Source organism: Halopiger aswanensis (assembly GCF_003610195.1).
In the GTDB taxonomy this organism is placed as follows: domain Archaea; phylum Halobacteriota; class Halobacteria; order Halobacteriales; family Natrialbaceae; genus Halopiger; species Halopiger aswanensis.
Genome location: NZ_RAPO01000004.1, coordinates 321,723 through 337,932, shown reverse-complemented (window position 1 = coordinate 337,932; position 16,210 = coordinate 321,723). Strand labels below are relative to the sequence as shown.

11 protein-coding genes are annotated in these 16,210 nt (G+C 67.5%); 9 read left to right on the top strand and 2 right to left on the bottom strand.

All coding sequences use genetic code 11. The features are described 5' to 3' along the window. Positions 1-339: 339 nt before the first annotated feature. The 6 genes from glmU to ATJ93_RS19380 all read left to right on the top strand — a co-directional run bounded on the left by glmU (position 340) and on the right by ATJ93_RS19380 (position 9,535). Positions 340-1,521, top strand: coding sequence for a bifunctional sugar-1-phosphate nucleotidylyltransferase/acetyltransferase (gene glmU, locus ATJ93_RS19405; protein WP_120246305.1), 1,182 nt, complete (start codon positions 340-342; stop codon positions 1,519-1,521). Positions 1,522-1,647: 126 nt separating this feature from the next. Then, on the top strand, positions 1,648-3,009 hold the full coding sequence (gene glmM / locus ATJ93_RS19400; protein ID WP_120246304.1) for a phosphoglucosamine mutase: 1,362 nt from the start codon (positions 1,648-1,650) through the stop codon (positions 3,007-3,009). A 261-nt stretch (positions 3,010-3,270) separates the two neighbouring features. Continuing rightward, the gene (locus tag ATJ93_RS19395; protein WP_120246303.1) at positions 3,271-4,962 is read left to right on the top strand and encodes an alkaline phosphatase family protein; all 1,692 of its coding nucleotides are present in this window, start codon (positions 3,271-3,273) and stop codon (positions 4,960-4,962) included. A 118-nt stretch (positions 4,963-5,080) separates the two neighbouring features. Beyond that, positions 5,081-5,743 carry a helix-turn-helix domain-containing protein gene (locus tag ATJ93_RS19390; RefSeq protein WP_120246302.1) on the top strand — a complete coding sequence of 221 codons (663 nt, stop codon included), beginning with the start codon at positions 5,081-5,083 and terminating at the stop codon, positions 5,741-5,743. A 389-nt stretch (positions 5,744-6,132) separates the two neighbouring features. After that, entirely contained in the window at positions 6,133-7,617 is a 1,485-nt protein-coding gene (locus tag ATJ93_RS19385; protein WP_245977708.1) for a right-handed parallel beta-helix repeat-containing protein, read from the top strand. Between the two features lie 271 nt (positions 7,618-7,888). After that, positions 7,889-9,535: a flippase gene (locus ATJ93_RS19380; protein WP_120246300.1), complete on the top strand. Its 1,647-nt coding sequence runs from the start codon at positions 7,889-7,891 to the stop codon at positions 9,533-9,535. 248 nt (positions 9,536-9,783) lie between these two features. Here ATJ93_RS19380 and ATJ93_RS19375 read toward each other — a convergent pair whose 3' ends face one another. Both ATJ93_RS19375 and ATJ93_RS19370 read right to left on the bottom strand, forming a co-directional pair. Beyond that, the gene (locus ATJ93_RS19375; RefSeq protein WP_120246299.1) at positions 9,784-10,851 is read right to left on the bottom strand and encodes a glycosyltransferase family 2 protein; all 1,068 of its coding nucleotides are present in this window, start codon (positions 10,849-10,851) and stop codon (positions 9,784-9,786) included. Continuing rightward, on the bottom strand, positions 10,851-12,170 hold the full coding sequence (locus ATJ93_RS19370; protein WP_120246298.1) for a polysaccharide deacetylase family protein: 1,320 nt from the start codon (positions 12,168-12,170) through the stop codon (positions 10,851-10,853). Before ATJ93_RS19370 ends, ATJ93_RS19375 begins: the two co-directional genes overlap by 1 nt. Before the next feature lie 149 nt (positions 12,171-12,319). Between ATJ93_RS19370 and ATJ93_RS19365 the strand changes: the two genes are divergently transcribed. From ATJ93_RS19365 to ATJ93_RS19355, 3 genes are all read left to right on the top strand, one after another. Further along, a complete protein-coding gene (locus ATJ93_RS19365) occupies positions 12,320-13,324 on the top strand; it encodes a glycosyltransferase family 2 protein (RefSeq protein ID WP_120246297.1) in 1,005 nt (334 codons plus the stop codon). 127 nt (positions 13,325-13,451) lie between these two features. Next, the gene (locus tag ATJ93_RS19360) at positions 13,452-14,648 is read left to right on the top strand and encodes a sugar-transfer associated ATP-grasp domain-containing protein (RefSeq protein ID WP_120246510.1); all 1,197 of its coding nucleotides are present in this window, start codon (positions 13,452-13,454) and stop codon (positions 14,646-14,648) included. Positions 14,649-14,828: 180 nt separating this feature from the next. After that, positions 14,829-16,097 (top strand): succinylglutamate desuccinylase/aspartoacylase family protein, encoded by a 1,269-nt coding sequence (locus tag ATJ93_RS19355; protein ID WP_120246296.1) that lies wholly within the window; start codon positions 14,829-14,831, stop codon positions 16,095-16,097. Positions 16,098-16,210 lie beyond the last annotated feature (113 nt).

Below are 16,210 nucleotides of genomic sequence, written 5' to 3'. Positions count from 1 at the left end.
TTGCAGTCAGAGCAACCGTTCGGTTGCAATCGTGACAGGAATTACCGGTTACGTAATCGGCCCTGTTCGGCATCTATACGCCGACTAAGCGGACGACGGTCGCTCTATTGCTACCTGGGACGTGGACTGCACCGTTACAGCGAATGGGGGCCCGGTCACGAACCCGTGGGCAACCGAGTTCCGAGTCGACGGAATCGGGGTCGTACCTGCGTCCGGTCTCGGATCCAGCCGTCGACGATCGCGGATCTGGATACGTGTCGGCATCGAACGACGCAAAACGACCGGTCGCGGGCATTTAACACCAGTATAAGCAAACGCCGCGGCGGTATCGTCCCGAGTATGCAAACCGTCGTTCTCGCGGCAGGGATGGGATCGCGAATGCGTCCGCTCACCGAAACGACGCCGAAACCGATGCTTCCGGTCGCCGGGCAGCCGCTGGTCGAACACACGCTTCGGGCCGCGGTGGCCGCCGGAACGGACGAGATCGTTCTCGTCGTCGGCTACGAGGGGGACGCTGTTCACGAGCACTTCGGCGACTCGTACGCCGACGTCCCGATCCGGTACGCGGTCCAGTCCGAACAGAACGGAACGGCGAGCGCCCTCCGCGCCGCCAGCGAGTACGTCGACGACCGGTTCGCGGTCGTGAACGGCGACATCGTATACGAGCCGGAATCGCTCGCCGAACTGTTCCGCGCCGGCCCGAGTATCGGCTCGACGCGCGTCGAGGAGCCGTCGAACTACGGGATCCTCGACGTCGAGGACGGGACGGTGACCGGTATCGTCGAAAAGCCGGACGATCCGCCCGGAACGCTGGCCAACGCCGGCGCGTACGTGTTCCCTCGAGGCGCGCTCGAGTACCTCGACGTGCCGAAGAGCGAGCGCGGCGAGTACGAACTCACCGACGTCCTCTCGCGGGTCATCCGGGAGGCCGACGTCACGCCGGTGGAACTCGAGGGGTGGCTCGACGTCGGTCGGCCGTGGGAGTTGCTCGAGGCGAACGAGCGGCGACTGCGCGGTTTAGAGCGGAGCCTGAGCGGCGAGGTCAGCCCGGACGCGACACTCGAGGGCCCGGTCGTCGTCGAGGAGGGAGCGACGGTTCGGGCGGGCGTCGTCGTCGAAGGGCCGGCGCTGATTCGGTCCGGGGCGACCGTGGGGCCGAACGCCTACGTCCGCGGCGCGACGGTCGTGGGGAAAGACGCGTCCGTCGGCCACGCGGTCGAGATCAAGAACAGCGTCCTGTTGCCCGGCGCGCGCGTCAATCACCTCTCGTACGTCGGCGACAGCGTGCTCGGCCGGGACGTGAACCTCGGCGCGGGAACGACGGTCGCGAATCTCCGCCACGACGGCGAGCCCGTCCGGACGACCGTCAAGGGCGAGCGCGTCTCGACGGGCCGCCGGAAGTTCGGCGTCGTCCTCGGCGACGGCGTCAAAACGGGCATCAACACGAGCCTCAACGCCGGCGTGACGCTCTCATCGGGGGCGACCACCGAGCCGGGGGCGGTCGTCACTCGAGATCGGTAACGGTCTCTCCGCCTCGAGCGCAGTCGCTATCGTCCGTCGCTACACTGATCCTGAACTGGAGACGATCGCCGGGGCGAGCAGCTTAACGACGCTATAGTAATCCGCGCGTTCGCGGTGGAGGGGCGTATGTTCGGAACGAGCGGAATCCGTGGAACCGTTGGCGAAGACGTGACGGCCGAGCTCGCCCTCTCCGTCGGACGGGCCGTCGCCGCCGACGGCTACGAGCGAGTCGTCGTCGGTCGGGACGTCCGAGAGAGCGGCGCCGTGCTCTCCGATGCGCTGACCGCCGGACTCCGGGAGTGCGGAACGGACGTCCTCGAGGCCGGCATCGCGTCGACGCCGACGGTCGCGAGAGCCGTCGTGCGAACCGGTGCGGATGCGGGAATCGTCGTGACGGCGTCGCACAACCCCGCCCCGGACAACGGGATCAAACTCTGGTCGGCCGACGGGACGGCGTTCGATCGCGACCGGCTCGAGGCGATCGCGCGTCGAATCGACCGCGACGAGTACGACCTCGCAGCCTGGGACGGACACGGATCGAGCGAGTCGCTGAGCGAGCCGATCGATCGCCACGCGGCCGACCTGACCGCGGCCGTCTCGATCGACGACTCGCTGCGCGTCGTCGTCGACGTCGGCAACGGTGCCGGCGGGGTCACCGCACGCGCGCTGGCGGATCTCGGCTGCGACGTCGTCACGCTGAACGGCCAGCGGGACGGCCGGTTCCCGGGCCGGCCGAGCGAGCCGACTCGAGAGACGCTCACCGAGCTGGCGTCGCAGGTCGCGGCGACCGACGCCCACCTGGGAATCGCCCACGACGGCGACGCCGACCGGATGCTGGCCGTCGACGAGACCGGCACGTTCGTCCCGAAGGACGTCCTGCTCGCGCTGTTCGCTCGAGCAGCCGCGAGCGACGCGGCCGTCGATCGACCCGTCGTCGCCGCGCCGGTCGGGACGAGCATGGCCGTCGACGACGCGCTCGCCGCTATCGGCGCGTCGGTGAGCCGGACGCCGGTCGGCGACGGCTACGTGGCCGAGCGCGCGACGGACTCGAGAGTCGTCTTCGGCGGCGAGCCCAGCGGCGCCTGGATCTGGCCCGACGAGATCCCGTGTCCCGACGGCCCGCTCGCCGCCTGCAAGCTCGTCGAACTCGTCGCCGACCGCGGCCCGCTCTCCGAACAGGTCGCGGCGATCGAGACGTACCCGATTCGGCGGCAGTCGCTCGAGGTCGAGGACAAGAACGCCGTCGTGGACCGGATCCGCGGCAGGATCCGCGACCAGTATCCGGACGAGGACGTCGACGCCACGGACGGCGTCTACGTCGACCGCGACGACGGCTGGTTCCTGATCCGGGCGAGCGGCACCGAGCCGCTCGTCCGGGTGACGGCCGAGGCGCGAACCGAGTCCAGCGCCGACCGCCTGGAAGCCGAGGCGCTCGAGGAACTCGAGCGGGCGACCGAGGCGCGCGCGGCCGTTCCGAAATCGGACTGAACCGGACGGGAAACGCCCCACGCTGCTCCGCCTGACCGCTTTCACGAGGCAGACCGTTCGGTCGCGGTATCGGCCGTAATACCGCGAGCGACCGCGTTTAACGGGTTGATAATGAAGTTGTCCGGATGCCACGCAGGAGATAGATAGTCGTGTCGTGCCGACCGAGTTCGCCGCCGCGGTTCGTCCGGCGGTGATCGAACCTACCGCTACCCGTACCGATATCCAATCGATGGCCACTGCTACGAATCCTGATACCGACCGATGACACGGACGCACCGTCGAGATGACGCCGCATCGACTACGAGTACTGGAACCGATACGAGCCTGGAGACGCTGCTCGTGGGAATCGACGCTGGCTGTTTGCCGGTCTTCGAGCGGCTGTTCGACGCCGGCAAGATTCCGACGATCGAGCGGCTCTGTACCGACGGCGTCGCGGCGCCGCTCGAGTCCCAGATTCCGCCGTGGACGCCGAGCGCCTGGCCGTCGATCTACACCGGGGTCAACCCCGGCAAACACGGCGTCGTCGGGTTCGTCGGCTACGACGGCTACGACTGGCACGTGACGAGCAACGACGACGTCCGCGAACACCCGCTGTGGACGTTGCTCGACCGTCACGACCGCTCGAGCGTCGTCGTCAACGCGCCGGTCACGCACCCGCCCGACGAGTTCGACGGCGCGGTGCTCCCCGGTTTCCTCGGCCCCGAGGATCCGCCCTGTCACCCCGAGGGGGTCCTCGCGGACGTCCGGGAGGCGATCGGCGAGTACCGCGTCTATCCGAACTACACGCGCGGCGACGACTCGCTGTCGGAGGCGGAGAAGCTCGCGGAGTACGAGAGCCTGATCCGGATGCGCGGCGAGGCGTTTCGCTACCTCGCCGACCGGTTCGATCCGGCGTTCGGGTTCGTCCAGTTCCAGAAGACCGACACCGTCTTTCACGAGTTCGGTGGCGAAAACCGATACATCGAGCCCGTCTACGAGGCGACCGACGAACAGATCGGGGCGATCCTCGAGGCGTGCGATCCCGACCGCGTCTTCCTCGTCAGCGACCACGGAATGGGGCCGTACGACGGCTACGAGTTCCGGATCAACGAGTTCCTCCGCGACGAGGGGTACCTCGAGACGACGACGGGCGGCAAGGGGATGCCGTCGTGGACCCCGATGCGGCGGCGGCTCCGCGAGGGCGAGAACTGCGACACCTGGGAGCCCGGCACCGCGGCGCGCGCGGCGTCGATCGCCGCCCGGTTCGGCATCACCGCCAGTCGCATCCGGGCCGCCCTCGAGCGGGTCGGCCTCGCCGACGTCGCGATCGAACACGCGCCCGGCGGCGTCTCGCGAACGGCGAACGAACAGGTCGACTTCGCCGCGTCGAAGGCGTACGTCCGCGCGCGGACGGAACTCGGCGTCCGAATCAACCTCGAGGGGCGGGAACCGAACGGCGTCGTTTCGCCCGACGAGTACGAACCGCTCCGCGAAGAACTCATTCGGACGCTGCAGGCGGTCGAAACGCCCGACGGCGAGCCGTTCTTCGAGACGGTCGCGCCGCGCGAACAGTACTTCCACGGGGACTACCACGAGGAGACGGTCGACATCGTCACGATTCCCGCGGATTTCGAGCACATGCTCACCGAGCAACTCGGCGGCGAGGGGTACTTCGAGACGGCCGAACCCTGGAATCACAAGCTCGACGGCGTTTTCGCCGCGATGGGCGAGGGAATCGACGACGAGGCGCCGATCGATCGCGCCCACATCTTCGACGTCGCGCCGACGATCATGGCGTCGATGGGGCTTCCCTACAGCGACCGGATGGACGGCAGCGTCGTCCCCGTCGTCGAGGACGTCGAGCCGACGACCTACCCGGCGTACGACGGTGACGTGGACGGCCACGGGGACGACCGCTCGTCCCCGGGTGAGGACGTCACCGAACGGCTGGCCGATCTCGGGTACATGAACTGATGTGGAATCGCGGGTGAGGCGCCCGCTTGCGCGATTCGACTGTTCGAGCGGGCGAAACGGTCCTTACGCGAGATATAAGTATGGGATCGAAACGCCAACTTCGCGGACACCGCCACTGATGGGATTTATCGCTGAAGTCCGTCTGGTCCACGACGAGCTACCGCTGGTACCGACGATACAGAACCACCCAGACGCGTCGCTGCGACACGAGTACGAAGCGGCGGGCGACGGGCGACGCATCCAATTCGTCTCCGCCTTCGGCGACGCAGGTGCCCGCCTCGTGGAGGCGATGCGCGACGATCCCACCGTTTCGAATCCGACGCGGATCGCCGCGTTCGGTCAGCGGACGATCTATCGACTCACCGTGGAGACCGACCTCGAGATCATCCCCTACCGGTGCGCCGAAGACGACCTGTTCATCTTTGCGGTGACGAGCGACGGGCGCGGGTGGACCGCTCGGATCCACCTGCCGGATCGCGACGCTCTGGCCGCGATCAGGCGGTGGTATCGCGACCGCGGCGTTTCGTTTCGCGTGACGCAGCTGTACGATTCCGCCGTCTCCGACGACGGCACCTACTTCCTGACCGAGGAGCAACGCGAGATCCTCCTGCTGGCGTACGAATCCGGGTATTTCGACGTGCCGCGGGGGATCACCCAGGACGACCTCGCCGAGCAACTGGACGTCACCGATTCGGCGGTCTCCCAGAAACTGCGGCGAGCGATCGCGACGTTGATCGCCGCCACGGTCGAGACCGATCGGACTGCAGACACGTTCGTCTAACTCTCGATACCGGATCGGCGAGCCCCGGCTGAACCGGCCCAGCGGACGCACTTATACAGGTATTAAACCGCCGTAGCGGCTCCAGAAACCGATTATTCGGTTGCCCTCGTTTCGGGCGATTGACGGCTGTGAAACAGTTCCCGATATGAAAATCGAGGGTAAGTTTCAATTACCGTATTAGAATTCGAACTTAAAAGCTTGCTATCCGAACCCCTAGTTACTGAACCCCGCCGTTGTTTTAAAACGAGTGACTATCAATGACGGAACGAAGTGGCACGCGAGATTCGAACCGGGGGAAGACGACGGGGTGTCGTCGATCGACTGCGTCCGACGCTACCGCGTCGCGACGGACGTTTTTGCGTCGCGCCGCGGTTTCGGGTGCGACGGTGATGGGGATCGTATCCGGGGCGAGTACGACCGTCGCGGCGTTTCGCGAGGAGTACGACGACGTCGTCGACGTCGTCGAGGCCGGCGCGGACGACACCGGCGAGACGTCGATCACGCCGGTCCTCGAGGAACTTCGAGCCGATAACACGGCGTTCGTCTTTCCGGAGGGGCGCTACTACATGGACTCGCAGTTCCGGTTTACGGGCTTCGAGAATATCGGCTTCTTCGGGGAAAACGCGACGCTCGTCCCCGCGAACTACCACGACTTCGACGGGCCGCAGTTTCGGCTGTTCCGCCTGGGCGTCTCCTACAATCCCGGTCGCCGGCTTCGATTCGAGGGGTTCGACGTCGATCAGACGGCTGCCGACACGGGGATCCGAACGATCGAGGCGACCGTCTCGCGGGATCTGCAGGTGCGCGACGTGACGATCCGCGGGGAACACGACAGCGGCACGTGGGGCCCCGGGATGTTCGCCGTCAGCGATTCGGACGGACAGGGAGTCGTGGAACGGTTCCGCGCGCCTGATGGCGGCGTTCACGCCGATCAGACGCCCAACGCGGGGAACATATGGCGCGGCCCGATCGGCATCGAGGCGAACACGAACGTCGGCTACCTCGAGTTCAGGGACTGCGAACTCGGCGGGTTCCCGGACAACGGTCTGTACGCGATCAACGACCGCGGAACGGTCGTCGTCGACGGCGGTCGGTTCGCGAACAGCAACGGCGCGAACGTCCGCCTCGGCGGCGCGGGGAGTCGGATCCAAAACGCGACGGTCGAGGTCGACCGGACTCGATCGTACGACAAGAGTCAACGCGGCGTCCGCCTCGAGAACGGCGACGACCTCCGCGTCGAAAACGTCGATATCTCGATCACGTCGCCGCAGCCGACTAGCCACGCGATTTCGGTGATCAACACCTGTCGGCAGGCGCGGATCGAGGACGCGTCGATCGAGGTGCGCGGCGACCGAGTGAACCACGGCATCGTCGTCTCCCCGGAAGCGGGCGAAACGATCATCGCCGGCGGCGGGATCGTCCACGAGACGGCCGGCGGCTACCCGCTTTGGATCCGGGAGACGGACAAACAGGATCGAGTGCTGGTCGAACGGTTCGACGTCTCCGGGGCGGCCGGGGTTACCGCAGCCGGGCTCCGCGACGGCATCCGGTGCGGCCGGGACAACTGCCGGTTCAGTCACGTGACCGTCGACCAGCCCGGTCGCGACGGCGCCGACCGGAACGCGGTCGTCCTCACGGGCGACGACGCCACCTTCTACGAGTGTACGCTCCGCGCGAGCCAGTACCCGTACGTCGACCTGGGGGACGGGAACCACCTCCGGGACTCGGAGGCCGAATCCTACGACGGCGACCTCGAGGCCGTTCGCCTCTACCCGGACGTCGACGGAGCGGATTTCCGGGTCAATCGCATCGTCAACGGCATCGACGACCTCGGCGCCAGCGACGTGCTGACGTGGCGTAACACCTACGAGTAGCGAGCCCGCGCGCTCGTCCCCGCTGGCGTCGATTCTCGATTCAGGCCCCCCGTGATTCCGCCTAAAACCGATCGCAGCCGGCAGGGAGAGCCGGTCGCGCCATCGGTTTCGATACCGAAATTTCGGCCGCAGCGACGTTTAATACGGGTATAATAAGGGACCGTCGACGAGACCGTAGCGATACTGTGTCGCTCGTTTACGACAGCGGCCGACCGGACGGCGACGGGCGCCGCCGGTCGCCGGCATCGGGAAGCCATCCACGATCGTGACCATGAACAGGAGTATCGCGAGCGGCGTCTTCTCGGTCGTCAGCGCGAAGGTCGTCGTCCTCGTCGTCACCGCCGTGTCGACGCCGCTCCTGTACCGGTTCCTGGGCGCATCGGCCTACGGCGACTACGCGTTCCTGCTGTCGGCGTTCGCCATCTACATGATCTTCGTCAGCTCCGGAATCACCGACGGCGTCCGGAAGTTCCTCGCCGAAGACCGCAACGCGGCCAACTGGAGCGAACACGTCGTCGGCTTCTACTTTCGACTGGCGATCGTCCTCGCGATCGTCGGCGCCGTCCTCCTGGTGCTCGCGGCCCGGTCCGGGCTCGTCGCCGCCGCGTTCGGCGAGGAACTGACGCGGTACTTCTACGCCCTCGCGGCACTCGTGCTCTCCGCGCAGTTCCGGGACTACGCCCGGAAGACGCTGATGGGATTCGGCCTCGAGCGGTACTCGGAGCCGCTGAAGGTCCTCGACAAGGTCGGCTTCGTCGCGGTCGCGATCCCGCTCGTCTACCTCGACTTCGGGGTGCTGGGGGCCCTCGCGGGCCACCTGTTCGCGAGCGTGATCGTCGCCGCCGCCGGCCTCGCGCTCGTGGACCGTCGCGTTCCGCTGTCGTGCGTGTTCACGCGGCCGCCCGAGCGGTTTCCACGCAAGCGGATGCTCACGTTCAACTCGATGAGCATCGTCCTCGTGTTCCTCCTGATGTCGCTGTACCACATCGATATCGTGATGTTGCAGCGGTTCCGGACGAGCGCAGAGGTCGGGAACTACCGGGCGGCCCTGACGATCGCCGAGTTCCTCTGGTTCGTCCCGCTGGCGCTCCAGACCGTGTTCGTCCACTCGACCTCGGAGCTGTGGTCGCAGAATCGGATGCGAAAAATCACGGATTTGGCCTCCCGGACGACCCGGTACACGTTCCTCCTGACCGGCGTCATGGCGGTCGGCCTCGCGGCGCTGGCGGACGTCGCCGTCCCGCTGTACTTCGGCTCGGAGGCCGAGCCGGCGATCAAACCGCTGTTGCTGTTGCTCCCGGGTGCGATCGGGTTCGCGCTCGCCAGGCCGATCCTCGCCATCTCGCAGGGGAACGGCACGCTCCGGTATCCGGTCGTCGCCACCGGCGTCGCGGCGGGGATCAACCTCGTCCTCAACGCCCTGTTGATCCCGCTCTACGGCATGCAGGGCGCGGCGATCGCGACCAGCGTCGGCTACGGGTCGATGTTCGTCTTCCACTGCTGGAGCGCCCGTCGGGTCGGGTTCGATCCGCTGGCCGACGCGCGTCTGGGCCGCACGGCGCTGACGACCGTTCTCGCCGGCGGCCCCATCGTCGCACTCGCCGCGGCGATCTCGAACCCGTGGGTCGCGCTGGCCGTCGTCCCGCCGATCGGCTTCGCGATCTTCCTCGCGTTCGCGCTGCTCGTCGGCGCGCTGGATCCGACCGATCCGTTCGAGGTGCTGTCGGCGTTCCCCGACCCGGTCGGATCGACGGCGAGCGGCCTGCGGGCCCGACTCGAGTCGCTCGAGGACGAGTCCTCGCGCAACTGGCTCCAGACGCTGTTGTTCGGGATCGGACTCTCCCTGCTGGTATCGGGGCTCACCCTCGGCGTGCTGGGCGTCGACGTTCGAGCCGTGCTCGCGTTGCTCTCCCTGTAGAATCCGTACCGGACGCGGAGAACGTTCGAACGGACGGTGTCCGTTTTCACTGCCTCTAAAACCGTCTGAAAACGTCTGCCCTGTAGCCTTACCCGTGCTGCATGTAGGCCTTACCCGTACCGCAGAACAATCACACGAGCGGCGGAGCCGTTCCTAGCGACGCGAGAGAACAGCGATCGAAGCGACAGCCGAGTGCAAACGTCGGGTTCGGAACGGAAGACGAAGGCGACGATCGCAATACCGCACGACTACTGTACCTGCATCTCGAGGTGTTCGCTCTCGCCCATGTCGAACACCATCGCGAACAGGAGGAAAGCGAGGCCGCCGAGGAACAGCAGCAGGATGCTCGAGCCCTGCACGGCCGTCTCGATCGGCGCGACCGCCGCGAACAGCGTCAGCCCGACGGCGAAAACGCTCGTCGCGGCCAGCCCCGCGCCGACGAGGTAAAACAGCGCGAGCGGGTGGAAGTCGAGCACGAGGTGTTTCGTCTTCAGCCGCCACAGGAAGTTGCGCAACAGCATCGTCGACACCTTCGGGATGTACTCCGAATACGCGATGCTCGACTCCTCCTCGCCGTAGACGGCCGGCATCGTCACGTCGGCCACGCGCATCCCGTGGACGTTCAGCTTCACCAGCAGATCGTTACAGTAGCCGTAGTACTCGTAGAGGTTTTCGACGTCGATCGCCTCGAGCGCCTCGCCGGAAATGGCCGTGTACCCGTTTTGCGGGTCCATCGTCTTCCAGTAGCCCGAGGCGATCTTCGTCAGGAACGTCAGGATCGCGTTGCCGACGAACCGGAATCGCGGCATCGCCGACCGGTACTCCCGGAAGCAGAGGCGATTGCCCTTCGCGTAGTCGGCCTCGCCCTCGACGATCGGATCGAGCAGGCGCGGCATCTGCGACAGGTCCATCTGCCCGTCCGCGTCGACGGTGACCGTCGCGTCCGTGCCGTCTGCGAGCGCGGCCAGGTAGCCGGTCTTGATCGCGCCGCCGGCGCCGCGATTTTCTCGGTGTTGAATCGGGACCACCCGTCCGATCGGATCGCGGACCGCCGCTCGAGCGGCGAGCGCGGACGTTCCGCCGTCAACCGCGAGTCGATCGGCGACCTCGCCCTCGCGACTACGGCTTGCGGGGCGCTCGGCGTTCGCGTCCGCTCGAGCGGCCTCGAGGATCTCCTCCCAGGTGCCGTCGGTCGAGCGATCGTCGATCGCGTAGATCCGATCGACGTAGCCGGGCATCTCCCGGATCACGTCGCCGACGAACCCCTCCTCGTTGTACGCGGGGAGCACGACGGCGACGCTCTTGCCACGGTACATCAGTTGTCACCTCCGCTTCCGCCGCGACCGCGGTCGGCCAGCAGGTCCGTCGCGGTCACGACCTCGACGGGTCGCTCGTCGACGTACGCCAGCAGGTCGGCGAACGCGTCTTCGCTCATCCCGCCGTCGCCGATCTCCTCGAAGTGCAACACGGCGAGTTGGCCGTACTCGGCGGCGTGATCGACGTACGTCCGCGCCTCCTCGCCGGCGTCGCCGGCGAAGAAGCCCACGTTGTGCGGGTCGGTCAGCGGCAGGGCGTTCGGCCCGCCGCCGTACCGGAGGGCCTGCTCGTGGTACTCGCGGACCAGATCGACGGTCTCGGTGCCGAGGACGTTCCGCGGCGTGACGAAGTGCTTCGCGCCGTCCTCGAAGCCGCGGTTCTCGAGGTAGGCCTTCGTCCGCCGGATCATCCCCTCCTGTTGCTCGGGCGTGAACTCGTGGATGAAGTTCGCGCCCGTCCGCGGCCGGGCGGCCATCTCCCAGCCGGCGTCGTTCAGTTCGTGCAGCGCGTCGAGCGTGAGTCGGCCGCCCTCGCCGACAGCCTCGGGGATGACCGCCTCGACGCCGGCGAAGCCGTACTCGTCCATGTGTTCGAAGGCGGTCTCGTAGTGGCTCTCGAGCGTGCCGTCGAACAGGAGCATCACTCGGCCGGTCGCCGGACGATCGACGGCGCGGAGGTCGTCGATCCGGCAGTCGATCGGGCCCGACGAATCGCCCCGACGGCGGGCGGTGATCCGGATTTCGCGCACGTCCGAGAGGTCGGGTTGGGTCTCGACCCGGTCGGTGCCGAAGTCGACGCGAACCCAGCGATCGGTCGGACCGGTGAGGGTCCGTTCCATCGCGTAGACGTTGCGCGCGTTCGGCGCGAGCAGCTCGAGTTCGAGGTGGAGTTGCTCGCGTCCGGTGAACGACACCGCCAGCGAGAGGTTCGCGTCGCGCAGGTCCAGGCCGTCGGGATAGGTCCTGTAGACGGCGGCGTACTCCGTCCCCTCGTCGGCTGTGAGTCGCGCCGACTGCGATCCCGCGTACGGGTCGTCCGTCGCGGCCTCGAGGTCGCCCGCGTCGATCATCGCCATCCAGTCGTCGAGGGTTTCGAACGACGCGATCGACTCGCCGGGGAGCCCCGACGGTTCGTCGGCGACGGAGTTGCCGCCGTCGCTGCGCTCGGCGTCTCCGTCCGACGCGGACTGCGTCGAGTTCCCGTCTGCCGATCCGTTCGTCTCCCGCCAGCCCTCGACGGTCGAGAGACAGCCGGCGAGTCCGAGCGTTCCGGTCGCCGCGACCGCGCTCACGAACGATCGTCGGTTTCGGTGCGTCATCACCCGCCTCGACGGACCGATCGGCCTTTCTTATAGAGCCGTTAGCGTCAGCACGAACCGATCGCGTCCCGCAGCTTCCGTTCGGGACGGCCGCGCGAGCCGGCTTATCCACGCGATAATAATCCGGCCCGTTCTCGAAACGACGCAGCATGACCCGCGTCAGCGTCGTGATTCCGACGTACAACAGGGCGGACACGCTTCCGCGCGCCATCGAGAGCGCGCTCGCACAGACGATCGACGACCTCGAGGTGATCGTCGTCGACGACGGTTCGACCGACGACACCGAGTCGGTGCTTTCCGACTACGAGCGCGAGGATTCGCGGGTTCGGCCGGTCGTCCACGAGACCAACCGCGGGGCGAACGCCGCCCGGAATACGGGGATCGAGTGGGCTCACGGGGAGTACGTCGCGTTCCTCGACTCCGACGACGAGTGGCACCCCGAGAAACTCGAGCGCCAACTCGACGCCCTCGAGGAGCGCTCGGACGAGTGGGTCGGCGTCTACTGCGACGCGACGTTCGAGCTCTCGGGAACGAGCGGATCGCTTCGAACCGCCGTCGCGTCCGTCCTCGCTCGCGCCGACGACGAACCCACCAGAGAGGGCGGCGAGGAACTGATCGGCGAAATCCTCGCGGACAACGTCCAGCCGGGCGCCGGTTCCACGCTGCTCGTCGAAACGGCCGTCGCCGACGAGGCGGGCGGATTCGACGAGACGCTCGATCGGTTCCAGGACCCCGAGTTCTGCCTGCGCGTGCTCGAGCACGGGAAACTCGCCTACGTCGACGAGGAACTGGTCCGCCGCGAGCCGACCGGCCACCCGCCGGCGAGCGTCATCGAGACCGCGAGCGAACGGTACCTCTCGAGCTACGAGGAGCAGGTCGACCGCTTCGAGGCGGCGGGCTACGAGATCCGAGCGACCCACCGACTCATCCTCGGAAAGCGGTACCTCGCCGAGGGACGGCTCCTGCGAGCCGCGTGGCACCTTCGCGGAGCGTCGGTGTCCGCCCGACACGTCCCCGGGCTCTGCTGGACCGCCGCTACCGGCGTTCGACGACGACCGGTCCCGATCGCCGCGACGCTCGCCGTCCTCGTCGGCGCCAGCGTGCTGGTCGGAACCGCGCTCTCGAGTCGGCTCCGCTCGGCCGCGCCCGAGTAGCAGCGCGGCGATTCGCTTCCGGTTCGCCGCGAAATCAGCCGCACGCTCCGTTCTCTCGAACCTGCAACGATCCTGAAACGGTCTTGATCGATCGATAACTATGGGCCGCCGTCCGGCAGGGACGGTCGTGAACGTCCGACAGCTCTACCACACGATCAGGGGCGTACAGGATCTGGCGGCGACCGAGCGCGAGTCGACCGTCTCGAGATCGCTTCGACGCCGGTGCTGGCTCTGGCGTCGCGGCTTCCTGAGCCGGTCGGACGCCGTCTACGACCTCGACGAGTCGACGTACCGGGACTACGTCAGCGACTATCAGCGGTACGTGCGCTCGAAGCGGATCAACGGGACGTGGTCGGTCGCGCTGTCGAACAAACTGCTCTTTCACCGGGTGATGCAGCCGTTCGACGCCCACCGCATGGCGGTCTACGGCATGCTTCGCGACGGAACGTACCACCCGATCGACGACCGAGTCGACGGACCGGCCGCCGGGAGCGCCGCGCGCCACGAACTGGCCGACGGCGGACCGGCCCTCGAGGCCGTTTCCGGGACCATTTCCGGAACTGAGTCCGACCGAACCGAGGGCCGGCGAGAGCGCGACGCACCGCACACGACGCGCAACGCCGCCCAGCGCGTCGTCGAACGGCTCGAGGCCGAGGAGCGACTGGTCCTCAAGTGGGTCCGCGGAGGCGGCGGGAACAACGTCCTGCTGTGTACGCGCACCGAAGACGGCTACCGGGTCAACGGCGATCAGTACGCCGAGGTGGAGTTCCGGTCGCTGGTCTCGAACCTCGACGAGTACCTCGTCTGCGAGTACGTCGAACAGGGACCGTTCGGGGCCGCGCTGTACCCTGAGACGCCCAACACCCTCCGTATTATCACCATGTACGACGAGGCGGCCGGCGAGCCGTTCATCGCCGCGGCGATCCACCGGATCGGGACGAGCGACTCCGCGCCGCTTGACAACTTCACGCAGGGCGGCCTCTCCGCGGCCATCGATCCCGACTCCGGGACCCTCAGCGCCGGCGCACAACCGCCGGTCGACGGCGAGGTCGAGTGGCACTCTCGCCATCCCGACACCGGAGTGCCGATCGACGGCGCCCAGGTTCCCGGCTGGCACCGAATCCGCGAGCGACTCCTCGAGATCGCGGCCGGCTGTTCGTTCGTCCCCTACGTCGGCTGGGACGTCATCGTCACCGACGAGGACGGCTCGTTCACCGTCATCGAGGCCAACAGCTACCCCGGCCTCAAATCGATTCAGGTCCACGGACCGTTGCTGGCCGACGACCGCGTTCGCCGGTTCTACGAACGCCACGGCGTCCGGTAGTCCCGCCGCAGTTGCAGCCTCGAAAACCGTTGTTCGTTCGGAAACGACTCGTCCGGGACGCGGGCGATGTCCTCGAAATCGTTGTCACACGCGAAACTGCCCGTTTCAGCGCCGAAATGGATCGCGAGCGGTCATTATCGCTGCGATAGTAAACACCGTGTCGTTCGTCCCGACAACCGCATGCAGCGCGAGACACTGTCACGACGATCGGTACTGGCCATCGCAACCGGCTGTACGGTCGCGGGCGTCGGCGCCACGACTGTCAGCGGCGTTCTCGAGGACGGGACCGCTGCAGCCGACACGGCCGAGGAAGATCTCTCTCGAGAATCGTTTTCGATCATGGAGGGGACGAGCCGCGAGACGACGGTGTACGTCACGGAGGCGCCGGTCGAGGGGCCGACCGTCGTCGTCACCGGCGGCATGCACGGCAACGAGGTTGCCGGCTACGAGGCCGCGGGCGACATCGCCGACTGGCGGATCGACGCCGGCACGCTCGTCGCGATTCCGGAGGCCAACGCAGCAGCCGTCGAGGAGGGAACCCGCAGCGGCGACGACTGGGGCGACCTCAACCGACAGTTCCCCGAAGGTTCGGAGCCGGAAACCGACCTCGCGCGGGCGATCTGGGACGTGCTCGTCGAGTACGACGCCGACGTCGTCGTCGACCTCCACGAGTCGACCGGGATCTACGCGGGCGATCCGGTCGACGGCGTGGGACAGGCGATCTTCCACTCCGACGGCGCCGAGGCCGTCGAAACCGCCCGCGCGGCCGCCGAGTACGTCAACCGAACGTCCGTGGACGATCCCGAACTCGCGTTCGAGATCGGTCCCTTCTCGGGACCGGACACCGAACCGAACGGGCTGCTCGTCCACAAGGCGGCCCGCGATCTCGGCGCCGAGTCGTACCTCGTCGAGACGCTCTCGACCGACGTCGACCTCGAGACCCGCGTTCGGTGGCACCTGACGATCGCGGAGCAGCTCGTCGCCGACGACCTGTTCCCCGAAGACGAGCCCGATAACGAGCACGAGCCCGACGTGGACGAGGACGCCGACGCGAGCGATGACGACCCGGCGGAAGGCGAGTCCGACGGGACCGGGGACGAATCCGACGGCGATGGCGAAAACGCGGCCGACGGCACTGACGAAAACGCCGGCGACGCCGGCGCGGACGACGCGTCGCCGATCGCGAAGATCACGACCGAGCCCGCGAACGCCGGCGACGTTGCGCTCGAGCCGGGCCAGACCGTCACGCTCGACGCGACCTGCTCGAACGCCCGCGAGGGGCGACTCGTCTGCTACGAGTGGGACGTCGGCGGAAACGACCAGTTCGACGAGCGCGGCGAGACGCTGCAGGTGACGGCCGGCGACGTCGGCCGGGACACCGTCGTGTTGCGGGTGACCGACGACGCCGACCGCACCACCACCGCGTCGATCACGCTCTCGACGGACTGAGCGCGTCTGTCCCCACCGGTTGCGCGCAGTTCCGTCGCACCCCGTTTGCGCCCCTGTCCCGTTTTCGCCGTCTCGTTTCTCCCCCCGTTTTGCGGTCGCGCTCACTGCCGCGA